Annotated in this window: 22 protein-coding genes; 5 read left to right on the top strand and 17 right to left on the bottom strand. The window is 63.7% G+C overall.

The genetic code is table 11. The features are described 5' to 3' along the window. Positions 1 to 242 precede the first annotated feature (242 nt). The 14 genes from AC0L2Y_RS01035 to AC0L2Y_RS01100 all read right to left on the bottom strand — a co-directional run bounded on the left by AC0L2Y_RS01035 (position 243) and on the right by AC0L2Y_RS01100 (position 13,393). The gene (locus AC0L2Y_RS01035) at positions 243 to 872 is read right to left on the bottom strand and encodes a sarcosine oxidase subunit gamma (protein WP_473553143.1); all 630 of its coding nucleotides are present in this window, start codon (positions 870 to 872) and stop codon (positions 243 to 245) included. Then, positions 865 to 3,846 carry a sarcosine oxidase subunit alpha gene (locus AC0L2Y_RS01040; RefSeq protein WP_473553146.1) on the bottom strand — a complete coding sequence of 994 codons (2,982 nt, stop codon included), beginning with the start codon at positions 3,844 to 3,846 and terminating at the stop codon, positions 865 to 867. The genes AC0L2Y_RS01035 and AC0L2Y_RS01040 overlap by 8 nt, the downstream gene beginning before the upstream one ends. A gap of 226 nt (positions 3,847 to 4,072) precedes the next feature. Beyond that, positions 4,073 to 4,348: a sarcosine oxidase subunit delta gene (locus tag AC0L2Y_RS01045; RefSeq protein ID WP_473553148.1), complete on the bottom strand. Its 276-nt coding sequence runs from the start codon at positions 4,346 to 4,348 to the stop codon at positions 4,073 to 4,075. 17 nt (positions 4,349 to 4,365) lie between these two features. Continuing rightward, entirely contained in the window at positions 4,366 to 5,619 is a 1,254-nt protein-coding gene (locus AC0L2Y_RS01050; RefSeq protein WP_352569362.1) for a sarcosine oxidase subunit beta family protein, read from the bottom strand. Between the two features lie 36 nt (positions 5,620 to 5,655). Further along, a complete protein-coding gene (gene glnT / locus AC0L2Y_RS01055; protein ID WP_473553151.1) occupies positions 5,656 to 6,963 on the bottom strand; it encodes a type III glutamate--ammonia ligase in 1,308 nt (435 codons plus the stop codon). Between the two features lie 33 nt (positions 6,964 to 6,996). Continuing rightward, complete coding sequence (locus AC0L2Y_RS01060) at positions 6,997 to 8,325, bottom strand: FMN-binding glutamate synthase family protein (RefSeq protein ID WP_352489496.1); 1,329 nt, start codon at positions 8,323 to 8,325, stop codon at positions 6,997 to 6,999. 6 nt (positions 8,326 to 8,331) lie between these two features. Beyond that, a complete protein-coding gene (locus tag AC0L2Y_RS01065) occupies positions 8,332 to 8,994 on the bottom strand; it encodes a GltB/FmdC/FwdC-like GXGXG domain-containing protein (protein ID WP_473553671.1) in 663 nt (220 codons plus the stop codon). Positions 8,995 to 9,088: 94 nt separating this feature from the next. Next, entirely contained in the window at positions 9,089 to 9,982 is an 894-nt protein-coding gene (locus AC0L2Y_RS01070; RefSeq protein WP_352660738.1) for a class II glutamine amidotransferase, read from the bottom strand. 90 nt (positions 9,983 to 10,072) lie between these two features. Further along, positions 10,073 to 10,399 (bottom strand): hypothetical protein, encoded by a 327-nt coding sequence (locus tag AC0L2Y_RS01075; protein ID WP_352489498.1) that lies wholly within the window; start codon positions 10,397 to 10,399, stop codon positions 10,073 to 10,075. After that, positions 10,396 to 11,076, bottom strand: coding sequence for a hypothetical protein (locus AC0L2Y_RS01080; protein WP_473553154.1), 681 nt, complete (start codon positions 11,074 to 11,076; stop codon positions 10,396 to 10,398). The genes AC0L2Y_RS01075 and AC0L2Y_RS01080 overlap by 4 nt, the downstream gene beginning before the upstream one ends. A gap of 46 nt (positions 11,077 to 11,122) precedes the next feature. Beyond that, on the bottom strand, positions 11,123 to 12,523 hold the full coding sequence (locus tag AC0L2Y_RS01085; RefSeq protein WP_473553156.1) for an APC family permease: 1,401 nt from the start codon (positions 12,521 to 12,523) through the stop codon (positions 11,123 to 11,125). A 15-nt stretch (positions 12,524 to 12,538) separates the two neighbouring features. After that, a complete protein-coding gene (locus AC0L2Y_RS01090) occupies positions 12,539 to 12,700 on the bottom strand; it encodes a hypothetical protein (RefSeq protein ID WP_473553159.1) in 162 nt (53 codons plus the stop codon). A 16-nt stretch (positions 12,701 to 12,716) separates the two neighbouring features. Then, on the bottom strand, positions 12,717 to 13,094 hold the full coding sequence (locus tag AC0L2Y_RS01095; protein WP_473553161.1) for a hypothetical protein: 378 nt from the start codon (positions 13,092 to 13,094) through the stop codon (positions 12,717 to 12,719). Between the two features lie 11 nt (positions 13,095 to 13,105). Then, on the bottom strand, positions 13,106 to 13,393 hold the full coding sequence (locus AC0L2Y_RS01100) for a hypothetical protein (RefSeq protein WP_352476575.1): 288 nt from the start codon (positions 13,391 to 13,393) through the stop codon (positions 13,106 to 13,108). 285 nt (positions 13,394 to 13,678) lie between these two features. Between AC0L2Y_RS01100 and AC0L2Y_RS01105 the strand changes: the two genes are divergently transcribed. Genes AC0L2Y_RS01105 through AC0L2Y_RS01120 form a run of 4 tightly spaced genes read left to right on the top strand, consistent with a single transcriptional unit; the run spans position 13,679 to position 17,435 of the window. Continuing rightward, positions 13,679 to 14,812 carry an aminomethyl transferase family protein gene (locus AC0L2Y_RS01105; protein ID WP_352773122.1) on the top strand — a complete coding sequence of 378 codons (1,134 nt, stop codon included), beginning with the start codon at positions 13,679 to 13,681 and terminating at the stop codon, positions 14,810 to 14,812. A gap of 14 nt (positions 14,813 to 14,826) precedes the next feature. Next, positions 14,827 to 15,423, top strand: a complete 597-nt coding sequence (locus AC0L2Y_RS01110; protein WP_352489502.1) for a dimethylamine monooxygenase subunit DmmA family protein — start codon at positions 14,827 to 14,829, stop codon at positions 15,421 to 15,423. Continuing rightward, positions 15,420 to 16,385, top strand: coding sequence for a PDR/VanB family oxidoreductase (locus tag AC0L2Y_RS01115; protein WP_473553164.1), 966 nt, complete (start codon positions 15,420 to 15,422; stop codon positions 16,383 to 16,385). The genes AC0L2Y_RS01110 and AC0L2Y_RS01115 overlap by 4 nt, the downstream gene beginning before the upstream one ends. Positions 16,386 to 16,394: 9 nt before the next feature. After that, complete coding sequence (locus tag AC0L2Y_RS01120) at positions 16,395 to 17,435, top strand: heme-dependent oxidative N-demethylase family protein (protein ID WP_473553166.1); 1,041 nt, start codon at positions 16,395 to 16,397, stop codon at positions 17,433 to 17,435. Between the two features lie 135 nt (positions 17,436 to 17,570). Here the strand turns inward: AC0L2Y_RS01120 and AC0L2Y_RS01125 are convergent, their stop codons facing one another. Together AC0L2Y_RS01125 and AC0L2Y_RS01130 are read right to left on the bottom strand one after the other, a co-directional pair. Next, positions 17,571 to 17,942, bottom strand: coding sequence for an endonuclease domain-containing protein (locus AC0L2Y_RS01125; RefSeq protein ID WP_352489505.1), 372 nt, complete (start codon positions 17,940 to 17,942; stop codon positions 17,571 to 17,573). 158 nt (positions 17,943 to 18,100) lie between these two features. Continuing rightward, complete coding sequence (locus tag AC0L2Y_RS01130) at positions 18,101 to 18,820, bottom strand: helix-turn-helix domain-containing protein (RefSeq protein WP_352452528.1); 720 nt, start codon at positions 18,818 to 18,820, stop codon at positions 18,101 to 18,103. Positions 18,821 to 19,081: 261 nt separating this feature from the next. On the opposite strand from AC0L2Y_RS01130, the gene AC0L2Y_RS01135 reads away from it, so the two are divergent. Continuing rightward, on the top strand, positions 19,082 to 20,440 hold the full coding sequence (locus AC0L2Y_RS01135; RefSeq protein WP_473553169.1) for an NAD(P)-binding domain-containing protein: 1,359 nt from the start codon (positions 19,082 to 19,084) through the stop codon (positions 20,438 to 20,440). Between the two features lie 26 nt (positions 20,441 to 20,466). On the opposite strand, the gene AC0L2Y_RS01140 is transcribed toward AC0L2Y_RS01135, so the two are convergent. Next, positions 20,467 to 21,804: an aminotransferase-like domain-containing protein gene (locus AC0L2Y_RS01140; RefSeq protein ID WP_473553171.1), complete on the bottom strand. Its 1,338-nt coding sequence runs from the start codon at positions 21,802 to 21,804 to the stop codon at positions 20,467 to 20,469. Positions 21,805 to 21,878 lie beyond the last annotated feature (74 nt).

A 21,878-nucleotide genomic window follows, 5' to 3' on the forward strand; every position in this document is an offset into this window, starting at 1 on the left:
AGTTGGCAAGGTGAAGGTGGGGCAGCTCGGCCTTACCTTTCCGACGTCGGCCCTGCCCCTCATTGCCCTGCCGGGCATTTCTCCCCGTATAGTGACGGGGAGAAAGATCCTGTCACCAACGATTTCGCCAATTATCGGCGTTGCAGGAAAGGCGCAGCCGTCGCGGCAAGCCCCTTCTCCTCGTCACTATACGGGGAGAAGATGCCGGCAGGCAGATGAGGGGCGGCGCCGACGCAGATAGTTTACCCCAACTCCTCGGAATGCCCGATGTCGACGCCATATTCCGCGGCGGCATCGAGCATCGTGTGCCACAGGCTTTCGGCGAAGGTCGCGAACACCAGAAGGTTGAACACCGCCCGTCCGTCCGTCCGGTCATTGCCGCGCCAGAAATTGATGCTGGTATGGTCGATCGATGTCGCGGCAGCGGTGCCGGCCGGGAACGCCGCGGGGTGCAGGTCCAGCGACGACAGTTTGGCCAGCATCGCGCGTGCCTTTTCTCCCGAAACGCTGATCAGCACGCGGGCATGCGACTGGTGGGACAACGAGGCGGATTGCGCAAACGCCTGGCTCAGCGGTTCGATCGCGTGCTTGCCGCCATTGGACAGGACCAGGAACTGATCCGGTCCCGACCAGATCAGCGTAGCGTCGGGAACTCGGACCGCCTTGGGCGTTACCGGGGCGGCAACGCCGAAGCGGGCTTCGGCAGCCTTCGCCAGTTCTGCCGCTTTGCCGCGCCGCGCCATCACCTGGATCAGGTCGAAATTGCGGATCTCGATGAGCGATACGCCGGCCGCCGTGCCGCGCGCGCCATAGCCGCCGACAACAAGCGCCTTCTCCAGCGGACTGCGGGCAATCCAGGAAAACTCAGCCACGCTGGCGCCCTCCATCCGGATCGTAGAAGACGGGACTGCACAGCTCGACATCGTAGTCTTCGCCGCGCAGTGGATCATGCGCATGGACGATCTCGCCAATGCGATCGCGGCCTCGTTCGACCAGGCCAAGCCCGATCCACTGGTCGAGCACCGGCGAGAAGCAGACCGAGGTGACGTAGCCCTGGTCGTTATCGGGACCGGGTGTCTTGTCCTTCGGGATGATATGCGCGCCGGAGCGCAGGCGGCGCGTCTTGTCCGTCGGCTTGATGCCGATGACGACCTGCCGGTCCGGCGCAATCAGCGCCTCGCGCCCGGCCATGACGCGGCCGATGAAATCCTTCTTGGTCGACATCATCTTGCCGAGACCAAGGTCGGCGACGGTCGTCGTGCCGTTCAGCTCCGGGCCGGCGACATGGCCCTTTTCGATGCGCATGACGCCGAGCGCCTCGGTACCGTAGGGCGTCACGCCGAACGGCTTGCCGGCCAGCATCAAATTGCGCACCAGCGCGTCGCCATAGCGGGCCGGAACGGAGATCTCGAACGCCATCTCGCCGGAGAACGAGATGCGAAACAGCCGTGCCCTGATGCCGCCGCCGAGTAGCACTTCCCGCGCGCCCATGAACGGAAAGCCCTCGTTCGACAAATCCTCGGCAGGGTCGACGATTTCGCGAAGCAGGTCCCGCGTCTTCGGCCCGGCGACCGAGAACTGCGCCCACTGGTCGGAGACCGAGGTCAACTGCACGTCGAATTCGGGGAACAGCACCTGCCGGCAGAATTCGAGATGCTGCATCACCAGCCCGGCCTTGGCGGTGGTGGTGGTCAGGAAGTAGTGATCCTCGGCCAGCCGCGACGTGGTGCCGTCGTCATAGACGATGCCGTCCTCGCGCAGCATCAGCCCGTAGCGGGCTTTGCCGACGGCAAGACTGGAGAAGGTGTTGATGTAGACGCGGTCGAGGAAGGCGCCGGCATCCGGGCCGTGCACGTCGATCTTGCCGAGTGTCGAGACGTCGCAGAAGCCGACGCCGGAGCGCACCGCCTTGACCTCTCGGGTGACCGATTCCAGCCAGTCCTTTTCGCCGGCGCGCGGATACCATTGCGCGCGCTTCCACAGGCCGGTGTCGACGAACACCGCGCCCTGTTCGGCTGCCCAGTGATGCGACGGCGTCAGCCTTGTCGCATGGAAGTTCTCGTCGCGATGATGGCCGGCGAAGGCGCCGATGGCGACCGGCACATAGGGCGGGCGATAGATCGTCGTGCCGGTTTCGGGGATCGATTTGCCGCTGATTGCCGCCATGATGGCGAGACCGGCGACGTTCGAGGTCTTGCCCTGGTCGGTGGCCATGCCGAGCGTCGTATAGCGCTTGAGATGCTCGACCGATTCGAAACCTTCGCGCTGCGCCAGTTCGATGTCGGACGCGGTCACGTCATGCTGGTAGTCGACGAAGGCTTTCCCTTTGCCGGCGACATGCCAGAGCGGCGTCAGCGAAAAGGCTTCTTCGTCGGCGACCGGCGGCGTGCCGGCATTGCCGCCGCGTCCGGCGCCTTGTGCTGCTGCCGATCCGGCGGCAAAGCCCTGGCGCAGGCACTCGCCAAGTCCGAAGGCGCCGTTGGCGGCGCCGACGGCCACCATGCCGGGTGGCGCGCCGTCCGGCACGAAGGCTGCAATATCGTCCTGCCATTTCGGCCGGCCGCGATGATAGGAAGTCAGCCCGACCGCCGGATTCCAGCCGCCGGAGACGGCAAGTCCGTCTGCCTCGACCTCGGCGCGTGCGCCGCCGGTGAGCGCCACCGCAATTTTCCTAACGCCGTCCTTGCCGCCCTCGACCCCGCTGACCGAGCCGTTGAGCACGGCAAAGCCGCCTTTGGCGGCAAGCGCGCGATGCGCGGCGGAGACGTCCGGGCGTCCATCGATCACCGCCGCGATCTGCAGACCGGCGGCAAGCGCGGTCTCGACCGTGCGCCAGCCGTCCTCATTGTTGGTGAATAGGGCGATCCGCCTTGCCGGCGTCGCCGCGTAGCGCGCGACATAAGTCCGCATCGCCGAAGCCATCATCACGCCCGGCGTGTCGTTGCCGGCAAAGACGATCGGCCGCTCGATGGCGCCGGCGGCAACGACGCAACGCCTGGCTACGATCCGCCACAGTCGCTGGCGCACCTGGTGCTCGGGCGGCGAGGGCAGGTGGTCGTTGACCCGCTCGATGGCGCCATAGGTGCCGCCATCATAGACGCCGAACAGTGTCGTGCGGTTCATGATGCGGACATCGGGGAGCGCGGCGAGTTCCCCCAGCGTGCGCGTAATCCATTCGGCTGCCGGCTCGCCGTCGATCGTGCCGCCGTCGGCAAGCAGACGGCCGCCGAACGCAAAGTCTTCCTCGCACAGGATGACGCGGGCGCCGCTGCGCCCCGCCGCCAATGCCGCCGCCAGTCCGGCCGGGCCGGAACCGGCGATCAGCACATCGCAATGCGCCCACGCCTTGTCGTAATGGTCGGGATCGGCGACGCCGGCAGCGCGTCCGAGGCCGGCGGCGCGGCGGATCGCCGGCTCGTAGACCGCTTCCCAGAATTTCGCCGGCCACATGAAGGTCTTGTAGTAGAAGCCGGCGACGAAGATTGGCGCAAACAGCTGGTTGACCGCCATCAGATCATGGCGCAGCGACGGCCAGCGGTTCTGGCTGGCCGCTTCGAGCCCGTCATAAAGTTCGGCTGTGGTCGCCTTGGTGTTCGGCTCGCGCCGCGCACCGCTGCGCAGTTCGACCAACGCGTTGGGCTCTTCGGATCCAGCGGTCAGGATGCCGCGCGGCCGATGGTATTTGAACGAGCGGCCGACCAGCTTGACGCCATTGGCGATCAGCGCCGAGGCCAGCGTGTCGCCCTGGAAGCCGGCAAAGCTCTTGTCGTCGAAGCGGAAGCCCAGCGGCGCGGAACGATCGATGAGACCGCCCGATACGAGACGATAGGGCTGGCTGGAGGTCACGTTTGCCGGCCCCCATGCACGGGCGCCGCGCTGCCCCTCATCGCCCTGCCGGGCACTTCTCCCCGTATAGTGACGGGGAGAAGGACGCCTTCGTTGAGGGTTTCGCTAATCTCCAGCGTGACAGGAAGGGCGCCGAGGTTGCGGCCATATCCCTTCTCCCCGTCTCTATACGGGGAGAAGGTGCCGGCAGGCGGATGAGGGGCAGCGCTGAGTTGGCAGAGAATACTCATTTGGCAGCCAGCCTCGCACCAACGCCCGCCGCCGGCTCGACGGAGGAAATCTCATGCGTCAGCGTGTTGCGGGCGACCTTCAGCCAGGCCCGGCAGCCGCCGCCATGGTACCAGTATTCGCTCATCGGCCCGGCGACATTGTCGCGCAGATAGACGTAGTCGAAGACCTCGTCTTCGGTGGCGCCGGCCGCCGGGCGCGCCGGCTTGGCGTCGCCGAGATAGGTGAACTCGCCGAGTTCGCGTTCGCCGCAGAAGGGACAGACAATGCGCATGCTTCTTCAGCCAGCCTTCAATGCAGGTTCGGTTGGGCGCCCTGGCCCTTTTCGTCGATCATCGCACCTCGCCGGAAGCGGTCGAGGCGGAAGCGCGCCGCCTCCTTGTGCGGCTCGTCGCGCGCCAGCAGATGGGCAAAGACCAGGCCGGAGCCGGGCGTCGCCTTGAAGCCGCCATAGCACCAGCCGGCGTTGAGATAGAGCCCGTCGACCGGCGTCTTGTCGATGATCGGCGAGCCGTCCATCGACATGTCCATGATGCCGCCCCACTGACGCAGAAGCCGTATCCGGCCGATCATCGGCATCAGCGCCATGCCGCCCTCGCAAACGTCTTCCATGACAGGCAGATTGCCGCGCTGGGCGTAGGAATTGTAGCCGTCGATGTCGCCGCCGAACACCAGCCCGCCCTTGTCGGACTGACTGACGTAGAAATGCCCGGCGCCGAAGGTCATGACATTGGGGATCAGCGGCTTGATCGCCTCCGAGACGAAGGCCTGCAGCACATGGCTTTCGATCGGCAGCCGCATGCCGGCCATCGCCGCGACGCGCGACGAGGAGCCGGCGACCGCCATGCCGACCTTGGCGGCACCGATCCTGCCGCGCGACGTCTCGACGCCGGTCACCTTGCCGCTGCCGTCGCGGACAAAGCCGGTCACCTCGCAATTCTGGATGATGTCGACGCCGAGCGCGCTCGCCGCATGCGCATAGCCCCAGACCACGGCGTCGTGGCGTGCCGTGCCGCCGCGTCGCTGCAAAAGCCCGCCCTGCACTGGAAAGCGCGCATTGTCGAAGTTCAGGAACGGCATCATCTTCCTGACCGCCGTCAGATCAAGCAGTTCGGCATCGATGCCGTTGATGCGCATGGTGTTGCCGCGCCGCGCATAGGCGTCGCGCTGTGCGTCGGAATGGTAAAGGTTGATGACGCCGCGCTGGCTGACCATGGTGTTGTAGTTGAGGTCCTGCTCCATGCGTTCCCACAGCTTCATCGAAAGCTCGTAGAAACCGGTATTTCCGGGCAGCCCGTAATTGGAGCGGATGATGGTGGTGTTGCGGCCGGCATTGCCGGAGCCGATCCAGCCCTTTTCCAGCACCGCGACATTCCTGATGCCGTATTCGCTGGCGAGGAACCATGCCGTCGCCAGGCCATGGCCGCCGCCGCCGATGATCACCACGTCGTAGTGGCTCTTCGGGCTGGCGTCGCGCCAGGTCCGCTGCCAGTTCTTGTGGCCGGAAAATGCCGCCCGGGCGAGGGAGAAGATCGAGTATTTCATGAACCTGTTTCGCGCCGGGCGTGCAACAATTCCGGATCAGATGTCGAGCGTGTGGTCGCGCTCCCACTGGGTGAAGTGGGAAGCATAGGAATTCCATTCCTGCTGCTTGAGCTTTAGATAGGCCGACGAGAATTCCTCACCCAGCGCCGCCTTGAGCGATTTGTCGTTGTCGAACTCGCGCAACGCGTCGAGCAGGTTGAGCGGCAGCTTCGGCGCGCCCTCGACCGTATGGCCGAACTGGTACATGTCGATGTCGTAGCGCCGGCCGGGATCGGCCTTGGAGCGGACGCCGTCGAGCCCGGCGGCGATGATCACGGCCTGCAGCAGATACGGGTTTGCCGCGCCATCGGGCAGGCGCAGCTCGAAGCGGCCGGGACCAGGCACGCGCACCATGTGGGTTCGGTTGTTGCCGGTCCAGGTCACCGTGTTCGGCGCCCAGGTGGCGCCGGAGATGGTGCGCGGTGCGTTGATGCGCTTGTAGGAATTGACCGTCGGGTTGGTGATGGCGGCAAATGCCGAGGCATGTTTCATGATACCGCCGAGGAAATTCCTGCCCTTGGCCGACAGGCCGAGCTCCATCGCATTGTCGGCGAAGACATTGGTCTTGCCGTCCTTGTCCCACACCGAGATATGCGCATGGCAACCATTGCCGGTCAGGCCCTGGAACGGCTTCGGCATGAAAGTCGCGCGCAAGCCGTGCTTTTCGGCAACGGATTTCACCATGAATTTGAAGAAGGAATGCTTGTCGGCGGTCGCCAGCGCATCGTCGAAGGCCCAGTTCATCTCGAACTGGCCGTTGGCGTCCTCATGATCGTTCTGGTAGGCGCCCCAGCCGAGCGCCAGCATGTGATCGCAGATCTCGGCGATCACGTCGTAGCGGCGCATCACCGCCTGCTGGTCGTAGCAGGGTTTCGACGCCGTATCGTATTCGTCGGAAATCGTCTTGCCGTCCGGCGAGATCAGGAAGAATTCGGCCTCGACGCCGGTCTTGATGTGCATGCCGTCGCCAGCGGCCTCCGCGATCAGTCGCTTCAGCGTGTTGCGCGGCGCCTGCTCGACCGATTTGTCGTCCATGATGCAGTTGGCGGCGACCCAGGCGACTTCGGGCTTCCAAGGCAACTGGATCACCGAGGCGGGATCCGGCACGGCCAGCATGTCGGGATGCGCCGGCGTCAGGTCGAGCCAGGTGGCAAAACCGGCAAAGCCGGCACCGTCCCGCTGCATGTCGGCGATCGCCTGCGCCGGCACCAGCTTGGCACGCTGCCCGCCGAACAGGTCGGTGTAGGATATCATGAAATATTTGACGCCCTTCTCCTTGGCGAAGGCGGCGAGATCGTTCCCCATTATAGTTCCTCGCTTACTGGCATTTGGTTTGTTTTAGAAGCCGTTCTTGCCCGGTATCCAGTTGGTGCCGGCCAGCGGCACGCCGGCCATGGCGGCGGCTTCGATCGTCAAGGCCACAAGATCCTCGGGCTCGAGATTGTGCAGGCTGTTCTTGCCGCAGGCGCGGGCGATTGTCTGAGCCTCAAGTGTCATCACCTTGAGATAGTTCGCCAGCCGTCGTCCGGCCGCAATCGGATCGACCCGTTTCATTAGCTCGGGATCCTGCGTGGTGATGCCGGCCGGGTCGCGTCCCTCATGCCAGTCGTCATAGGCGCCGGCGGTGGTGCCGAGCTCGTTGTATTCCGCTTCCCAGCGCGGGTCGTTGTCGCCGAGTGCGACAAGCGCTGCCGTGCCGATCGACACCGCGTCGACGCCGAGCGCCAGCGCCTTGGCGACGTCGGCGCCGTTGCGTATGCCGCCCGAGACGATCAGCTGCACCTTGCGGTGCATACCGAGATCCTGCAGCGCCTGCACGGCCGGCCTGATGCAGGCAAGCGTCGGCTGGCCGACATTTTCGATGAACACTTCCTGGGTAGCCGCCGTGCCACCCTGCATGCCGTCGACGACGATAACATCGGCGCCCGATTTCACCGCAAGCGCGGTATCGTAATAGGGCCGCGCGCCGCCGACCTTGACGTAGATCGGCTTTTCCCAGTCGGTGATTTCGCGCAGTTCGAGGATCTTGATCTCGAGGTCGTCCGGCCCGGTCCAGTCGGGGTGGCGCGAGGCCGAGCGCTGGTCGATGCCTTTCGGCAGCGTGCGCATTTCGGCGACGCGGTCGGAGATCTTCTGGCCGAGCAGCATGCCGCCGCCGCCTGGTTTCGCACCTTGTCCGACGACAACCTCGATCGCGTCGGCCCGGCGCAGATCGCGCGGGTTCATGCCGTAGCGCGACGGCAGGTACTGGTAGACCAGCGTCTTCGAATGGCCGCGCTCTTCCTCGGTCATGCCGCCGTCGCCGGTGGTGGTCGAGGTGCCCGACAGGGTCGCGCCACGGCCGAGCGCTTCCTTCGCCGGGCCGGACAGCGAGCCGAAGCTCATACCGGCAATGGTGATCGGGATTTTCAGCTCGATCGGTTTTTTCGCATAGCGCGAGCCGAGCACGACGCTGGTGTCGCAGCGCTCGCGATAGCCTTCGAGCGGGTAGCGCGAGATCGAGGCGCCGAGGAACAGAAGGTCGTCGAAATGCGGCAGCTTGCGCTTGGCGCCGGCGCCCCTGATATCATAGATGCCGGTCGCCGCGGCGCGGCGGATCTCGGAAAGCGTGTAGTCGTCGAAGGTCGCGGATTTGCGCGGCGTCGTCGGCGGGTTGCGATAGGTCATTGAGCCTCAATACGCGTCGGCGTTGTCGATATTGAAATTGTAAAGCGTGCGCGCCGAGCCGTAGCGCTTGAACTCCGCCGCCTTGACGCCGGTCACGCCGGCGCGGTCGAGCAGGTTTTGCAGCAATTCGAGATGCTCGGGCCGCATCTCCTTGGCTATGCAGTCGGCGCCGAGGCTTTCGACCTTGCCGCGCACGAAAAGCCGCGCCTCGTAGATCGAATCGCCGAGCGCATCGCCGGCATCGCCCAGCACCACCAGATTGCCGGATTGCGCCATGAAGGCCGACATGTGGCCGATATTGCCATGCACGACGATGTCGATGCCTTTCATCGAGATGCCGCAGCGTGACGACGCGTTGCCTTCGATGACCAGCAACCCGCCCCTGCCGGTGGCGCCGGCATACTGGCTGGCATCGCCCTTGACGACGATCTGGCCGGACATCATGTTTTCGCCGACGCCGGGTCCGGCCGAGCCATGCACGGTGATGCTGCCGCCGTCGTTCATGCCGCCGCAATAATAGCCGACGCTGCCGCGGACATCGATGGCGACCGGCTGGTCGACGCCGACGGCGACCGAATGGCTGCCTCGCGGGTGAAGTACTTCCCAGGCGGTCTCGTTCGAACCGGGCGCCAGATCGTGCAGCGCCTGGTTGAGCTCGCGCAGCGACATTTCGGCCAGGTCGAAGACCCTCGACGCCTGGCCCGGCTCTCGCGCGGCCTTGGAGAGGTTGCCCGTATTTAAGGCGTTGATTGCCGGCATCAGATCAATGCTCCCAGAAATAGACGGTTGCGGGCTCGGGTTCCCAGACCTTCGCATTGTCTATGCCGGGCAGTTTGGTGAGCGCTCGATATTCCGAGCCGAAGGCGACATACTGGTCGGTTTCGGCCATTACGGCAGGCTTGCAGGCGATCGGATCGCGCACCACGCCGAAACCGTTCTTGGTGCCGACGACGAAGGTGAAGAAGCCGTCGAGGTCGCTCAGCGTACCTTCCAGCGCCTCGCCCAGGTTCTTGCCATGCGCCATTTGCGAGGAGAGATAGGCGGCAGCGACCTCGGTATCGTTCTCGGTCTCGAATGTCATGCCTTCGCGGATCAGCTCGCGCCGGACATTGTTGTGGTTGGACAGCGAGCCATTGTGCACCAGGCACTGGTCGGCGCCGGTCGAGAACGGATGCGCGCCCATCGTCGTCACCGCCGATTCGGTCGCCATGCGGGTATGGCCGATGCCGTGGGTGCCGGTCATCTCGCGGACACCGAAACGGTCGACGACCGCTTCCGGCAGGCCGACTTCCTTGTAGATTTCGACGACGTCGCCGGCCCCCATGATGCGGATGTCGGGACGCAGCGCCTGGATCGCCTCGCGCGCTTGGTCGATCTTGGCAGGCGTCGTCCGGACCACCGCATGCGTCGACTTCGCAGCAATGCTCACCGGCGCGCCGATTGCCTTGGCGAGTTCGGCGTCGAGGCCGCGGAAATCGCGCTCCGGCTTGGCCGACTGGATGGTGATCTTGGCTTCACTGGAGGGCGCGCCATAGATGGCGATGCCGGCGCTGTCGGGACCGCGATCGCTGAGCGAGATCAGCATCTCCGACAGCATCGCGCCAAGCTGGGGCTCGAGCGACTTGTCCTTCAAAAACAGTCCGACGATTCCGCACATGTCAGGCTCCCGAGATTGTTCCCTTGGAGATGTATCGAATGAGTCCGGGGAATTCAATTGGTATGAAAAAAATTTTCCTGTCGTTATACATCAGCCTGGGGCGCGGCCGGGCGCACTATCGCCGCGCCCACCGCGATTGTGAACCCATTTGGCATAGCGGATGCGGGCGATCTTATAGGCATCCAGGATCGACAGGGCATAGATCAGGAAGCCGCCGGCATGGCGTCCGACGAAGCTGGCGTCGGGCGGCGCGATCTTGGCGGTGACCCAGGCCAGGATCACCATGAAGAACAGGAATTGCAGGCCGCGCACCGGCACGCCGAGCACGACATGCCCGCTCGCGGGCAAGACGATCGCAGCGCCCAGAACCAGATAGGGGCTCGGTGGTGCGGGGGAGGTGGTGATCTGGCTGGTCATGCCGCCTGCCGTTCGCTTCGATTGATGGCATCGCGCAGCGCCGAAGCCGACGACAGCAGCCTCTCGATCAGCCCCGGATCGAGCCTGACCGTGCCGAATTCGGCTTGCCGGAATACGCCGTAGCGCGCCCGCTCGGCCTCGGCCAGCAGCCAGACGATGCGCACGCCGTTCGGCGTGATTAGCAATTCCTTGGCGCGCCCCTCGGCAAAGATGTCGAGGTGACCGGCGATAAGGGCCTCGGGAAAGCGCACGCCCTTGCGGTCGGTCCGCAGCACCGCCTCGGCCGGAAATCCCGCCGCCGTCTGCAGCGTGTGGTCGAGATGATCGAAATTGGAAAAAGCCGTCGGCGATCCCGGCCGCATCATCAAATCGAAAGTGCCTGGTATCGCGACCTTTTCGGTGATCGAAACGCTCAGCCAGCGCGCCGGCAGTTTCCTGATCGCCAGCGTGTCGACGATGGTCCGCACCTGCACCCGCCGGCCGTTCCACGAGCCGGCGAAGGTGACGACGCCGGCAGTGCCATCCGAGATGATGGCCACGTCGGGGATGATTTCGCGAAGCCCCGCTTCGTCGGCGGCAAGCGCGGTCGAAGCCTTGGCGCGGTTCGAGCGCGCAAGCCAGGTTATGTGGAGGACGAGAGCCAGGGCAATCGCCCCGGCGAGCAACGCTGAGATCACCTAACGCACCTCGTCACGCAAATGCCCGCCCAGACCGGGCGCGCCGTCAGTACCCCTGCGGCTTCGGCCACGGCATGGTGAACTGGGCACCACGGCGCACGAATTTGTAGCGGTAGAAGTGGAACCACAGCGAGATCAGGAAGTAAAAGGCGACCATGGCGATCAGCTGCGAGCCGAAGCCGAGGAAGATCGCAAAGAAGGTGACCACGCAAAGGCAGAACAAGACGATCGCCGGCAGCGGATGGAACGGATGGGTGTAGCCGCGGCGGATCGAGCCGAGCGGCCACTTCTTCCTGAACATGATGATGTTGATGCTCATGAAGGTGTACTGCAGCACGCCCGACAGGATCGAGAAGGTGATCGCCTGGTTGAGGTCGGCGATGAAGGCAAAGGCGAGCGCGATCGGCAGCAGGAACAGGATCGAGCGATAGGGCGTGCGGTATTTCGGATGCACCGCCGAGAACCACGTCGGCAGATAGCGGTCGCGGCCGAGCGAGAACCAGGCGCGCGCGGCGTCGTTGATGCAGCCATTGGCGGAGGCGAGTGCGGCAAGCAGCGTCGCGATAAACAGCAGGTTCTCCAGCAGCGCGCTGCCGGTCAATTTTCCCGCGTCCCACAGCGGATAGTAGGTGATGCCGAGATATTCCCAGGGCATCAGCGAGGCGCAGACATACCAGGTCATGGCGGCCGCGATCAGAAGCGTGATCATGCCGGCCATCGTGCCGTAAGGCAGCGAGCGCGCCGGCGAGCGCACTTCCTCGGCCGCCTGCGTGGTGCCCTCGATGCCGAGATAGTACCAGATGCCGAACTGGAAGGCGGCGATGACGCCGATCCAGCCATAGGGCAGGGCGTTGCCGGGGGTGACCAGCTCGTTCAGCTTCAGCACCGCGCCTTGCGTCCACGGGCTTACCGAGAAGAACAGGATGACGATCGAGACATAGGCGATGGCGGTGATGACGAAGTTGACGTTGAGCGTCATCAGCACGCCGCGATAGTTCAGCCATGCCAGCACGACGATGGTCGCGGCAATGAAGGAATTGTGGTTGAGGCCCTCGACGCCGGCCTTGGCGACGATCGTGTCGCCGAGCAGGATCGCGTCAGACACTTCGAGCATGGTGTAGGCAAAGACCAGGAACAGCGCGACGTTGAAGGCCATCAGCGGCCCGACAATGTGCTTTGCCTGGGCATATTGGCCGCCGGCCGCAGCGACCGTCGAGGTAACTTCGGAATCGATCATCGCCACCGACGTGTAGAGCAGCCCGACGATCCAGCACACGATCAGCGCCGCCAGCGCGCCGCCCTTGTCCGCCGCGAAATTCCAGCCGGTGAATTCGCCGACCAGAACGATGCCGACGCCGAGCGCCCAGACATGGGCTGGGCCAAGCACCCTGAGCAGCGAAACCCTGTCGCCTTGCACTTGCACCGCCGGTTCAGCCGTGACCGTCATCGTTCAATCCCCCACTCAGATCCGGTGTTTTTCGGACACGGCTTCAAGTTCGCCTTCCCTCGACGAGGTCAGCGTCTCTTCGGAATAGGTCGTGTCGATCTTGAACCAGTCGTAGAGCATCCACAGCGCGAGCACGATCGAGATGCCCCAGCATGCGTAAGAGAGTGCCACCCACATGACGATGCTTCCCTATCTATTTGTCGCCGAACTTTTCGTCGATGACGTCGCGGTATTCGCGGTCCGATGCGCGGAACAGAAAGATGAAATAGCCGATCAGCACCGCGGCCATGATGACCAGCGTCGGCCAGTCGATGATGTAGTGGAACCGGTTCTGGATGATGTCATGCGCAGTTTCCGGGGTGTAGCCGAGCTTTTCCCAGATCGAGGCCATGGTCGGGTTCTGTCCGAGCGCTTCCCACGTCTTGGCGTCGAGCGCGTCGATGGATTTTGCCGCCCCTGCCAGTCCTAGTTTCAGCGGCAGCCACAGCGCGACGAAAATCGCGACAACGACGACGGCGATATCGAAAACCTGTCCGGCCTTGCTCTGTTCGGGCGGTGTATAGCGGGCCATGCGTCTCCCCCTCAGGACTTGCGGTTGCGGTAGGCGTCGGCATTCTTGATGTCGAGACCGTAGATGAAGTCCTTGTCTTCCTTGTAGTGGTTGACCATCGCCAGGATCGCGGCGGTGTTGAAGATCAGCACGGCGGCGGCGGCGACCGCGACGACGAGCTTGATGCCGGCGTCGGGGATGTACGGCCATGTCATGAACAGGACGAAGAGGATCGTCGCCCACAGGCAGACGATCAGGAGCATAGATCCACGCACGTCGGAACGGTACAACGCTTCCACGCGCTGTTGCAGGTCGGACATCGGCTTTCCCCTTTTTCAACGCCGGTCCAGATTGGCCGGTCATTGCCCTCTTTCAAGAGAGTGAAATTTTTTTCATAAAATCCGGCCGAATTCTGGAATTGTCAAGACGATTTTACGCGACGTTAACCGTTTGTTTGGGCTCGCCGGATTTGCCTGACAATGAAATTATTTGCTTACGGGTATTGCAGGCTTCCGGCGTTTGCGATCAATATTCAAGGCAACGCTCCCGCCTGTGTGCAGGGAGCAGGGGAAAGCAAAAAGTTCTTTCGAACGGAGGACCAGCGGATGACGGCATCCTGGAGATTTTCGACGCTTGCGGACCGCCATCGGGCGCTCGGCTCGAAGCTCGAGGACTGGAGCGGCATGGGCACCGCCTGGACCTACGACAAGGATGCCGACGAAGAGTATATCGCCATCCGCACCAAGGCCGGCCTGATGGATGTGTCCGGCCTGAAGAAGGTCCACATCACCGGGCCGCACGCCTCTCACCTAATCGACCTGGCGACGACGCGCGACGTCGAAAAGATCTATCCCGGCAAGTCGGCCTATGCCTGCATGCTCAACGAGGCCGGCAAGTTCACCGACGACTGCATCCTCTACCGCACAGGCCCGAATTCCTGGATGGTCGTGCATGGCTCGGGCACCGGCCATGAAGAGCTGCAGCGCGCTTCCGTTGGTCGTGACGTGTCGCTGCGCTTCGACGACAATCTGCACGACCTTTCGCTGCAAGGGCCGCTAGCCGTCGACTATCTGGCAAAGCATGTGCCGGGCATTCGCGACCTCAACTATTTCCATCACATGCAGACGCAGTTGTTCGGCTTCCCGGTGATGATCTCGCGCACCGGCTATACCGGCGAGCGCGGCTACGAGATATTCTGCCGCGGCCAGGACGCCGGCACGATCTGGGACAGGATACTCGACGAGGGCAAAAGCGCCGGCATCATCCCGTGCCGCTTCACCACGCTCGACATGCTGCGCGTCGAGAGCTACCTGCTGTTTTACCCCTACGACAATTCGCAGAAATACCCGTTCGAGAACGAGGGCCCTGGCGACACGCTATGGGAGCTCGGCCTCGACTTCACCGTCAGCCCCGGCAAGACCGGCTTTCGCGGCGCCGAGGAGCACTACCGGCTCAAGGGCAAGGAGCGCTTCAAGATCTTCGGCGTACTGCTCGAAGGCAGGGAGCCGGCCGATGAGGGCGCACCGGTCTATCGCGACGGCAAAAAGGTCGGCGTGGTGACCTGCGCCATGTATTCGCCGCTGGTCAAAAAATCGATGGGCATCGCCCGGCTCGACGTCGACTGCGCGGTGCAGGGCACCAGGCTCGAGATCCGCAACAAGAGCGGCGCCATCAGCGCAACCGCCGAGCCGCTTCCCTTCGACGATCCGAAGAAGACCAAGCGCACGGCGAAAGGCTGAGGCATACTGCGGGTATGGCAGCGAAAAGCATCATCAGCCGGCCGGTCTATGGGACTCTGTCTCCGCAGCTCGGCAAGCATCATCTTTTCATAGCGGATGCAGAGGGAGCGCTGGCCATTGCCGATCTGGCCGCCAAGGCACCGGCGGATTTCTTCGGCGGCGCCCACATCATCTTCATTCCCGGCCGCGACGGCAAATATGCCGATGCGCTCGAAGCCCTGAAGCCGGCGCAGTTCTACCTCGGCCATTCCTTCGCCAGTGCCCTGCCGCGGCTGAAGCAGACCCTGGCCAACGCGCATATGGGCCTCAGGCTCTATCTCGCCGGCACCGAAGGGCTGATCGGCCAGGCCATGCAGGCGGCGCTCGAAGCCGGCATCGATCACACCTCGATCCAGACCGAGCATCGCGGCTCGCTGGCGCGCCGCATGCAGTGCGTCCACTGTAAGGGCATCACCGAGAACGTGACGACGCAGCCGGCGACCTGTTCGCATTGCGGCCTGCTGCTTCTGGTGCGCGATCATTATTCGCGGCGCCTTGCCGCCTTCCAGGGCGTCTGTATCAACGCCGAGGACCGCAGCGAAATTCCTCCGATCGAGGAGGTCTTTCGATGAGCACCGGCACAACCAAGCTCGATGTCGTTGTCAGCGATGTCGTTCCGGTCAACGAACTGGTCACGCGCTTTCACTTCCGCAGGCGCGACGGCGAGCTCTTGCCGACCTTTTCCGGCGGCGCCCATGTCGTCGTCGAGATGCGCGATGGCGAGCGCACCAGGCTCAATCCCTATTCGCTGATGGGCTCGCCGCTCGACACCCGCGAATACACCATCTCGGTGCGCCGCGACGATGCCGGCCGCGGCGGCTCGCTGTTCATGCACAGGCAGGTCAGGCCGGGCACGGAGATGGTGGTCAGCTATCCCGTCAACCTGTTCTCGCTCGATCTGCGCGCCAGGAAGCATCTGATGCTGGCCGGCGGCATCGGCATCACCCCGTTCATGGCGCAGACCGCGCAGCTGGCGGCGGAAGGCGGCAATTTCGAATTGCATTACACCTGCCGCACCGCCTCGCTCGGCACCTATGCCGACCTGCTGAGAGAGCGCTACGACCGCCGGGTCAGGCTCTATCACGATGACCGCGACGAGCGCGTCGATCTCGACCGGCTGCTGTCGTCGCAGCCGCTCGGCACGCATCTCTATGTCTGCGGCCCGTCGGGCATGATCGGCTGGGTGCGCGAGCGCGCCGCCGCTCTCGGCTGGCCGGCGGAAACCGTGCATTTCGAGCATTTCGCGGCACCCCAGCCCGGCGCGCCGTTCGACGTGACGCTGGCGCTCAGCGGCAAGACAATCCGTGTCGACGAGCAGCAGAGCCTGCTCGAGGCGATCGAGGCGGCCGGCGTCGATCCGCCCTATCTCTGTCGCGGCGGCGTCTGCGGCCAGTGCGAGACCAACGTCATTTCGCATGACGGCAAATTCATCCACAGCGACCACTGGCTGAGCGAGGAAGACCACCGTTCGGGCTGCAAGATCATGCCCTGCGTCTCGCGCTTCGAGGGCAGGTCGCTGGTGCTGGAAAGATAGGAGGCGAGCTTGGGCATCACCTTTCGCAAGGAAACGTTCCGCGACGACTTCACTTTCAGGAACAGCCCCGAGCACATCAGGCGGTTCCCATTCCCGTTCCACGAAGACAGCTACATGTATGCGGTCAATATCGAGCCGCATGTCGTCGGGCCGAAGGGCAGCGTGCTGGAGAATCTGATCGACGTCGACGAGCACTATGTCGCCGAGATGCAGGACCGCGCTTTGGTGCTGGCGGAAGACCCGCTGCGCTGCCAGTCGCTGCCGCATATGACGCTGGCCGGCTGGGATCTGCTCGAACTTTTGATGGAGCAGCAGGCGCTGGGCTATCCAGAGCATTTCACGCTGATCCGCGACGGCGACCGCTGGCGCTGGGTCAACCGGCCGCTCGGCATCGACGACAGCTTCACCTTCGGGGACGTCTCGACGCTGCCCTATGGGCCGATGGAGTACATCACCCGGCAGAGCCAGGGCGATTTCTGCATCCTCGACCAGCGCGACGGCAATCTGTGGATGGATGCCGGCATGGTCACCACCCAGGCCGACTGGTCGCTCGATTTCGACATCGGCATGAACTTCTTCGAATGGCACGCGCCGGTGCCGCTGGCGCATGAGAAGGGCATATTCGTCCGGGCGCTGAAGTTCCTCACCAACATCCAGCAGGGCAAGCCGGCACGGCGGCTGAACTGGACGATGACCATCAATCCGCGCCTCGACACCAGCCCGGAAAACTACCACAAATGGGGTCCGGACCGCGCCACGGTGACGCCGGAAAACGTCGGCGACAAAGTGCATCTGCGCGTCGAGCTGCAGAGCTTCTGGCGGCTGCCGCGCTCGAACGCGATCGTCTTCCCGATCCGCTGCTACCTGATCAAGATGGACGAGCTGGTGACGCAGCCGAAATGGGCTCGGCGCCTGCACCGCGTCATCCGCGACCTCCCCGACGAACTCGCTAATTACAAAGGCCTGACGCGCTACCGGACGACGCTGGTCGAATGGCTGTCGAGGTTGGATGATGGCAGTGCGACGTCGCCGGGGTTCGGGCCGGATTGAGTTTTTCTTTGCGCGGTGGCGCTACCCCTAAAGCAGCCAATCTCCCCCCTTGAGGGGGAGATGCCCGGCAGGGCAGAGGGGGGCGCCGTGGAGCGCCGGCCTTGCCCAATGTCCACTCCAGCGCCTCCGCGAAGCTCACGACGCGCCGCCCAGCCCAGCCACGATCACGACATGCTGGCAGACATTGTCGATATCGCGAATGACATCGTCGTTCCAGAAGCGCAGGACTGTCCAGCCCAGCGCTTCGAACTTGGCGGTTCTTGCAGCGTCCGATTCCGATGTTTCGGCCTGGCCATGCTGGGAACCATCAAGCTCGACGATCAGCTTTTTGTCCGGGCATGCAAAATCGACGACATGGCCGGCGATAGGCATCTGGCGCCGAAACCCCAGTCCCATCAGCCTGTGTGCCCTGATCTCATTCCAAAGCTTGAGTTCGGCATCGGTCATCACCTTGCGCATCCTGCGCGCATTGCGGCGGTTGTTGGCGGATACTAGATTATGCGTCATCGCGGTTCGCCCCCCTCTGTCCTGCCGGACATCTCCCCCTCTAGGGGGGAGATCGAATGTCACTTCGGCTTTCGCCAACTACCAATGCTGCAAAAGAGTAGCCGTCGCGAAGCCGCCGATCTCGCTCCCAAGGCGACCAAGGGGGAGACCGATCTCCGTTACCCCGCGCTTTGCGGGTAGCAGATGATCGAGAGATAGCGCATCGGCAGGACGCTCAGCACTTCCGGTCCGTGCGGCGCGTCTGCGTCGAAGAACAGGCTGTCGCCGGGTTTCATCGGGTAGAGATTGCTGCCGTGCCGGTAAACCACCTCGCCTTCGAGCATATAGAGGAATTCCATGCCCTCGTGCTGGAAGGTCGGGAACACGTCGGAATCCTCGGTCAGCGTGATCAGATAGGGTTCCACGACGACGCCGCTGGTGTTGGAGCCGATATGGCCGAGCAGATTGTACTGGTGGCCGGCGCGCGTGCCGCGGCGCTCGACGTCGAGGCCTTCGCCGGCCTTGACGAAGACGGCGCTGCGCTCTTCTTCGAAGCGGCGGAAGAAAGCGGTGACAGGGACGCCGAGCGCCCGTGACAGCGCCTGCAAGGTGGTCAGCGACGGCGAGGTGATGCCGTTCTCGATCTTCGACAGCATGCCAAGCGAAATGTCGGTGGCGGCAGCCAGATCGGCGACGGTGATGCCGAGCTTCTTGCGGAAGGCCCGCACCTCGCGGCCGATGGCGACCTCCAGCACTTTTTCGCGGGTGTCGCGAATGGCGTGCGGGTTCTGGGTGAGCGGCGCGCGTATCTTGCGCGGATCGATTGCAGCGACCGACGGCTTGGCTTTGGCGGCGACGACGGCCGCAGCAGGCTTTAGACTGGATGCTTTTTTTGCCATTTTCGCCACCCCGGACCTTGCCGATTCATTTCACTCCCGGTGAACATATTCGGTGCCGATACAGAAGCGCAACTCTTACGGCAAGCCAGCCGTGTCGAATTGCGCAATGTCCGGATTTCGTCCGAGCTACCGCGTCGCCTGGAAATCCAGCTTGGTGAACCGAGGGTTTCGCGACAAGCCCTGTTGACAGCATCGAAGGGGCAATTACTGTCCTGTCAGTGAAATTTGTTTCGTTAGAGAAATGAGATCGGGAGGCCCGCAATGAAAGATCGTGTTGCCGTCATCGGAGCCGGGCCATCCGGCATGGCCCAGCTCAGGGCCTTCAAGTCGGCCGCCGACAAGGGCGCCGATATTCCCGAGATCGTCTGCTTCGAAAAGCAGTCCGACTGGGGCGGCCTGTGGAACTACACCTGGCGCACCGGCCTCGACGAGCACGGCGACCCGGTGCATGGCTCGATGTACCGTTACCTTTGGTCGAACGGCCCGAAGGAATGCCTCGAATTCGCCGACTATACGTTCGAGGAGCATTTTGGCCGGCCGATCGGCTCCTATCCGCCACGCGCCGTCCTGTGGGACTACATCAAGGGCCGCGTCGAAAAATCCGGCGTGCGCCAATGGGTGCGCTTCAACAGCCCGGTGCGCATGGTCACCTTTTCCGACGCGACGAAGAAGTTCACCGTCACCGCGCATGATCGCACCAACGACGTCACCTACTCGGAAGAATTCGACAATGTCGTCGTCGCTTCGGGGCATTTCTCCGTGCCCAACGTTCCCTATTTCGAGGGCTTCTCGACCTTCAATGGTCGCATCCTGCACAGCCACGATTTCCGCGACGCGATGGAATTCAAGGGCAAGGACATTTTGATCATCGGCCGTTCTTATTCGGCCGAGGACATCGGCTCGCAATGCTACAAATACGGCGCCAAATCGATCACCTCGAGCTACCGCTCGAAGCCGATGGGCTTCAAATGGCCGGAGAACTGGAAGGAAGTGCCGCTGCTGCAGAAGGTCGTCGGCAAGACGGCGCATTTCAAGGACGGCAGCACCAGAGACGTCGACGCCATCATCCTGTGCACCGGCTATCTCCACTCCTTCCCGTTCCTGACCGAGGACCTGAAGCTGAAGACCGCCAACCGCATGTGGCCGGACGGGCTCTACGAGGGCGTCGTCTGGGAGAAAAACCCGAAGCTGTCCTATATCGGCATGCAGGACCAGTTCTACACCTTCAACATGTTCGACGCGCAGGCCTGGTTCGCCCGCGACGTCATCATGGGCCGCATCAAGCTGCCCTCGGCCGAAGCGATGGCCGAGCACGGCAAAAAGTGGCGGGCACGCGAGGAAACGCTGGAAGACGCCGAGCAGATGATCTGGTTCCAGGGCGACTACACCAGGGAGTTGATGGAGCAGACCGACTATCCCGGCTTCGATGTCGAGGCTGTCAACCAGACCTTCATGGAATGGGAGCACCACAAGGCGGAAGACATTATGGGCTTCCGCGACAACGCCTATCGCTCGCTGATGACCGGCACGATGGCGCCGCTGCACCATACGCCTTGGCTGCAGGCGATGGACGATTCGATGGAGAGCTATCTCGAGGTAAAGGGCGTCGCGGCGGAGTAGGCAGTCCGAACGACGATTGCCTTGCCTCAGATAACTTCCCGCGCCGGGTTGGCTGCCAGCGCCAGGGAATTTGCGACGTGCTCGAGGTGCTCCTCGTCCAGGATGCTGGTCGCGACGCGGACAGCGTTCGTTTTTCCTGTCGAAAACTTCGCTCCGGCATGGACCGCGATGCCGTGCGCGGCCAGCGTGACCATTGCGTAAGGTTCCGAGGCAACCGGAATGAGGACGCTGAGACCGTATCCGGCGTCGATCGCGACATCGCGTTTCGCCAGTTCGCCGGCGAGCCGTTCGCGGCGGCGGCGATAGACCTCCTTCGCCTGCTCGACCAGGGCGGCCGTGGCCGGGTCCTGCAGCAGCCAGGCGGTGGCCGCCTGCAGGATACGGCTGGTCCATCCCGAGCTGAAGCTGCGGTAGGACTGGATCTGCTCGACGATCGTCGCCGATCCGGACAGGACGGCGAGCCGCAGGTCCGGGCCATGGGTCTTGGAATAGGACAGGATATGGACGACGCGATCGGGAAAACGCCGGCCCAGCGAGATGCGCGGCGCCGAGGCAATATCGCCGACGCCGTCATCTTCGACAATCAGCACGTCGGTGCCGGCGAGCAGGTCGCCGATGACTTCCAGCCGCGCCGACGACATGCAGGCGCCGGTCACCGAATGGACGCGCGGCTGGAACAGGAACGCGACGGGCCGCTGCCGCAGAGCGTCGGCAAGTGCATCCGGCAAGGGGCCTTCACTGTCGCAGTCCACCGGAATGATCGGCACGTCGAGATCCTCGAGGATGTCGAGCAGGCGAAGCGCCGTCGGGTTCTCGATGGCCACCGGCGCTCCCGGCGGGACCAGCGCATGCAGCAAGGTGTAGATGGCGTTGTAACCGCCATTGGTGGCCAGGAACGCGCCGGGATCGTACGGCCATGACGGGCGCACTGCGGCCTCCAGCTCGGGCAGGATGCGCACCCGCTCGTAGCTGTTGAGCTTTTCGGCGCGCGCGCCATGCGCCAGCGCGATGCCGAGCGGCGGCAAGAGCTGCACATCGGGCTCCGCGATCGCCAGGTTCAGAACGTCCGCACCGTAATTGCCGCCGCTCATGTGGCGCTCCGGCCGGGCGGCAAAGCGGTTGCCCATGATCCAGGTGCCGTTGCGCCCACGGCCGCCGATGATCTTGTAGCGCCGCAGCTCGCTCCATGCCTGCGAGACAGTCGCCGGGCTGACGCCGAGCACATAGGCCAGATCGCGCACCGGCGGAAGTTTTGCGCCAACAGGCAGCGCGCCGTTTCTGATTAGCGCACTGGTCTCGCGCGCGATGCCGCGCGTCGTGCGGTCGCCAAGGCGTTCAGCGAACCATCCTGCATCGAAATCCATCGGCACCCGCGACCGTTAAAGCTAATGTTCAATAACATAATAACATTTGATCGGCCAAAAATAAACATTTACCA

The organism is Mesorhizobium sp. WSM4830, from assembly GCF_055811495.1.

What these genes read in the sequence shown, in the direction of transcription:
- AC0L2Y_RS01130 (WP_352452528.1), bottom strand. Translation starts at nt 18,820, where the DNA reads ATGGCAAAAAAAGCATCCAGTCTAAAGCCTGCTGCGGCCGTCGTCGCC.
- glnT (WP_473553151.1), bottom strand. Translation starts at nt 6,963, where the DNA reads ATGGGGAACGATCTCGCCGCCTTCGCCAAGGAGAAGGGCGTCAAATAT.
- AC0L2Y_RS01065 (WP_473553671.1), bottom strand. Translation starts at nt 8,994, where the DNA reads ATGTCGCTGCGCGAGCTCAACCAGGCGCTGCACGATCTGGCGCCCGGT.
- AC0L2Y_RS01050 (WP_352569362.1), bottom strand. Translation starts at nt 5,619, where the DNA reads ATGAAATACTCGATCTTCTCCCTCGCCCGGGCGGCATTTTCCGGCCAC.
- AC0L2Y_RS01090 (WP_473553159.1), bottom strand. Translation starts at nt 12,700, where the DNA reads ATGTGGGTGGCACTCTCTTACGCATGCTGGGGCATCTCGATCGTGCTC.
- AC0L2Y_RS01105 (WP_352773122.1), top strand. Translation starts at nt 13,679, where the DNA reads ATGACGGCATCCTGGAGATTTTCGACGCTTGCGGACCGCCATCGGGCG.
- AC0L2Y_RS01045 (WP_473553148.1), bottom strand. Translation starts at nt 4,348, where the DNA reads ATGCGCATTGTCTGTCCCTTCTGCGGCGAACGCGAACTCGGCGAGTTC.
- AC0L2Y_RS01140 (WP_473553171.1), bottom strand. Translation starts at nt 21,804, where the DNA reads ATGGATTTCGATGCAGGATGGTTCGCTGAACGCCTTGGCGACCGCACG.
- AC0L2Y_RS01115 (WP_473553164.1), top strand. Translation starts at nt 15,420, where the DNA reads ATGAGCACCGGCACAACCAAGCTCGATGTCGTTGTCAGCGATGTCGTT.
- AC0L2Y_RS01095 (WP_473553161.1), bottom strand. Translation starts at nt 13,094, where the DNA reads ATGGCCCGCTATACACCGCCCGAACAGAGCAAGGCCGGACAGGTTTTC.
- AC0L2Y_RS01060 (WP_352489496.1), bottom strand. Translation starts at nt 8,325, where the DNA reads ATGACCTATCGCAACCCGCCGACGACGCCGCGCAAATCCGCGACCTTC.
- AC0L2Y_RS01070 (WP_352660738.1), bottom strand. Translation starts at nt 9,982, where the DNA reads ATGTGCGGAATCGTCGGACTGTTTTTGAAGGACAAGTCGCTCGAGCCC.
- AC0L2Y_RS01135 (WP_473553169.1), top strand. Translation starts at nt 19,082, where the DNA reads ATGAAAGATCGTGTTGCCGTCATCGGAGCCGGGCCATCCGGCATGGCC.
- AC0L2Y_RS01100 (WP_352476575.1), bottom strand. Translation starts at nt 13,393, where the DNA reads ATGTCCGACCTGCAACAGCGCGTGGAAGCGTTGTACCGTTCCGACGTG.
- AC0L2Y_RS01125 (WP_352489505.1), bottom strand. Translation starts at nt 17,942, where the DNA reads ATGACGCATAATCTAGTATCCGCCAACAACCGCCGCAATGCGCGCAGG.
- AC0L2Y_RS01110 (WP_352489502.1), top strand. Translation starts at nt 14,827, where the DNA reads ATGGCAGCGAAAAGCATCATCAGCCGGCCGGTCTATGGGACTCTGTCT.
- AC0L2Y_RS01075 (WP_352489498.1), bottom strand. Translation starts at nt 10,399, where the DNA reads ATGACCAGCCAGATCACCACCTCCCCCGCACCACCGAGCCCCTATCTG.
- AC0L2Y_RS01085 (WP_473553156.1), bottom strand. Translation starts at nt 12,523, where the DNA reads ATGACGGTCACGGCTGAACCGGCGGTGCAAGTGCAAGGCGACAGGGTT.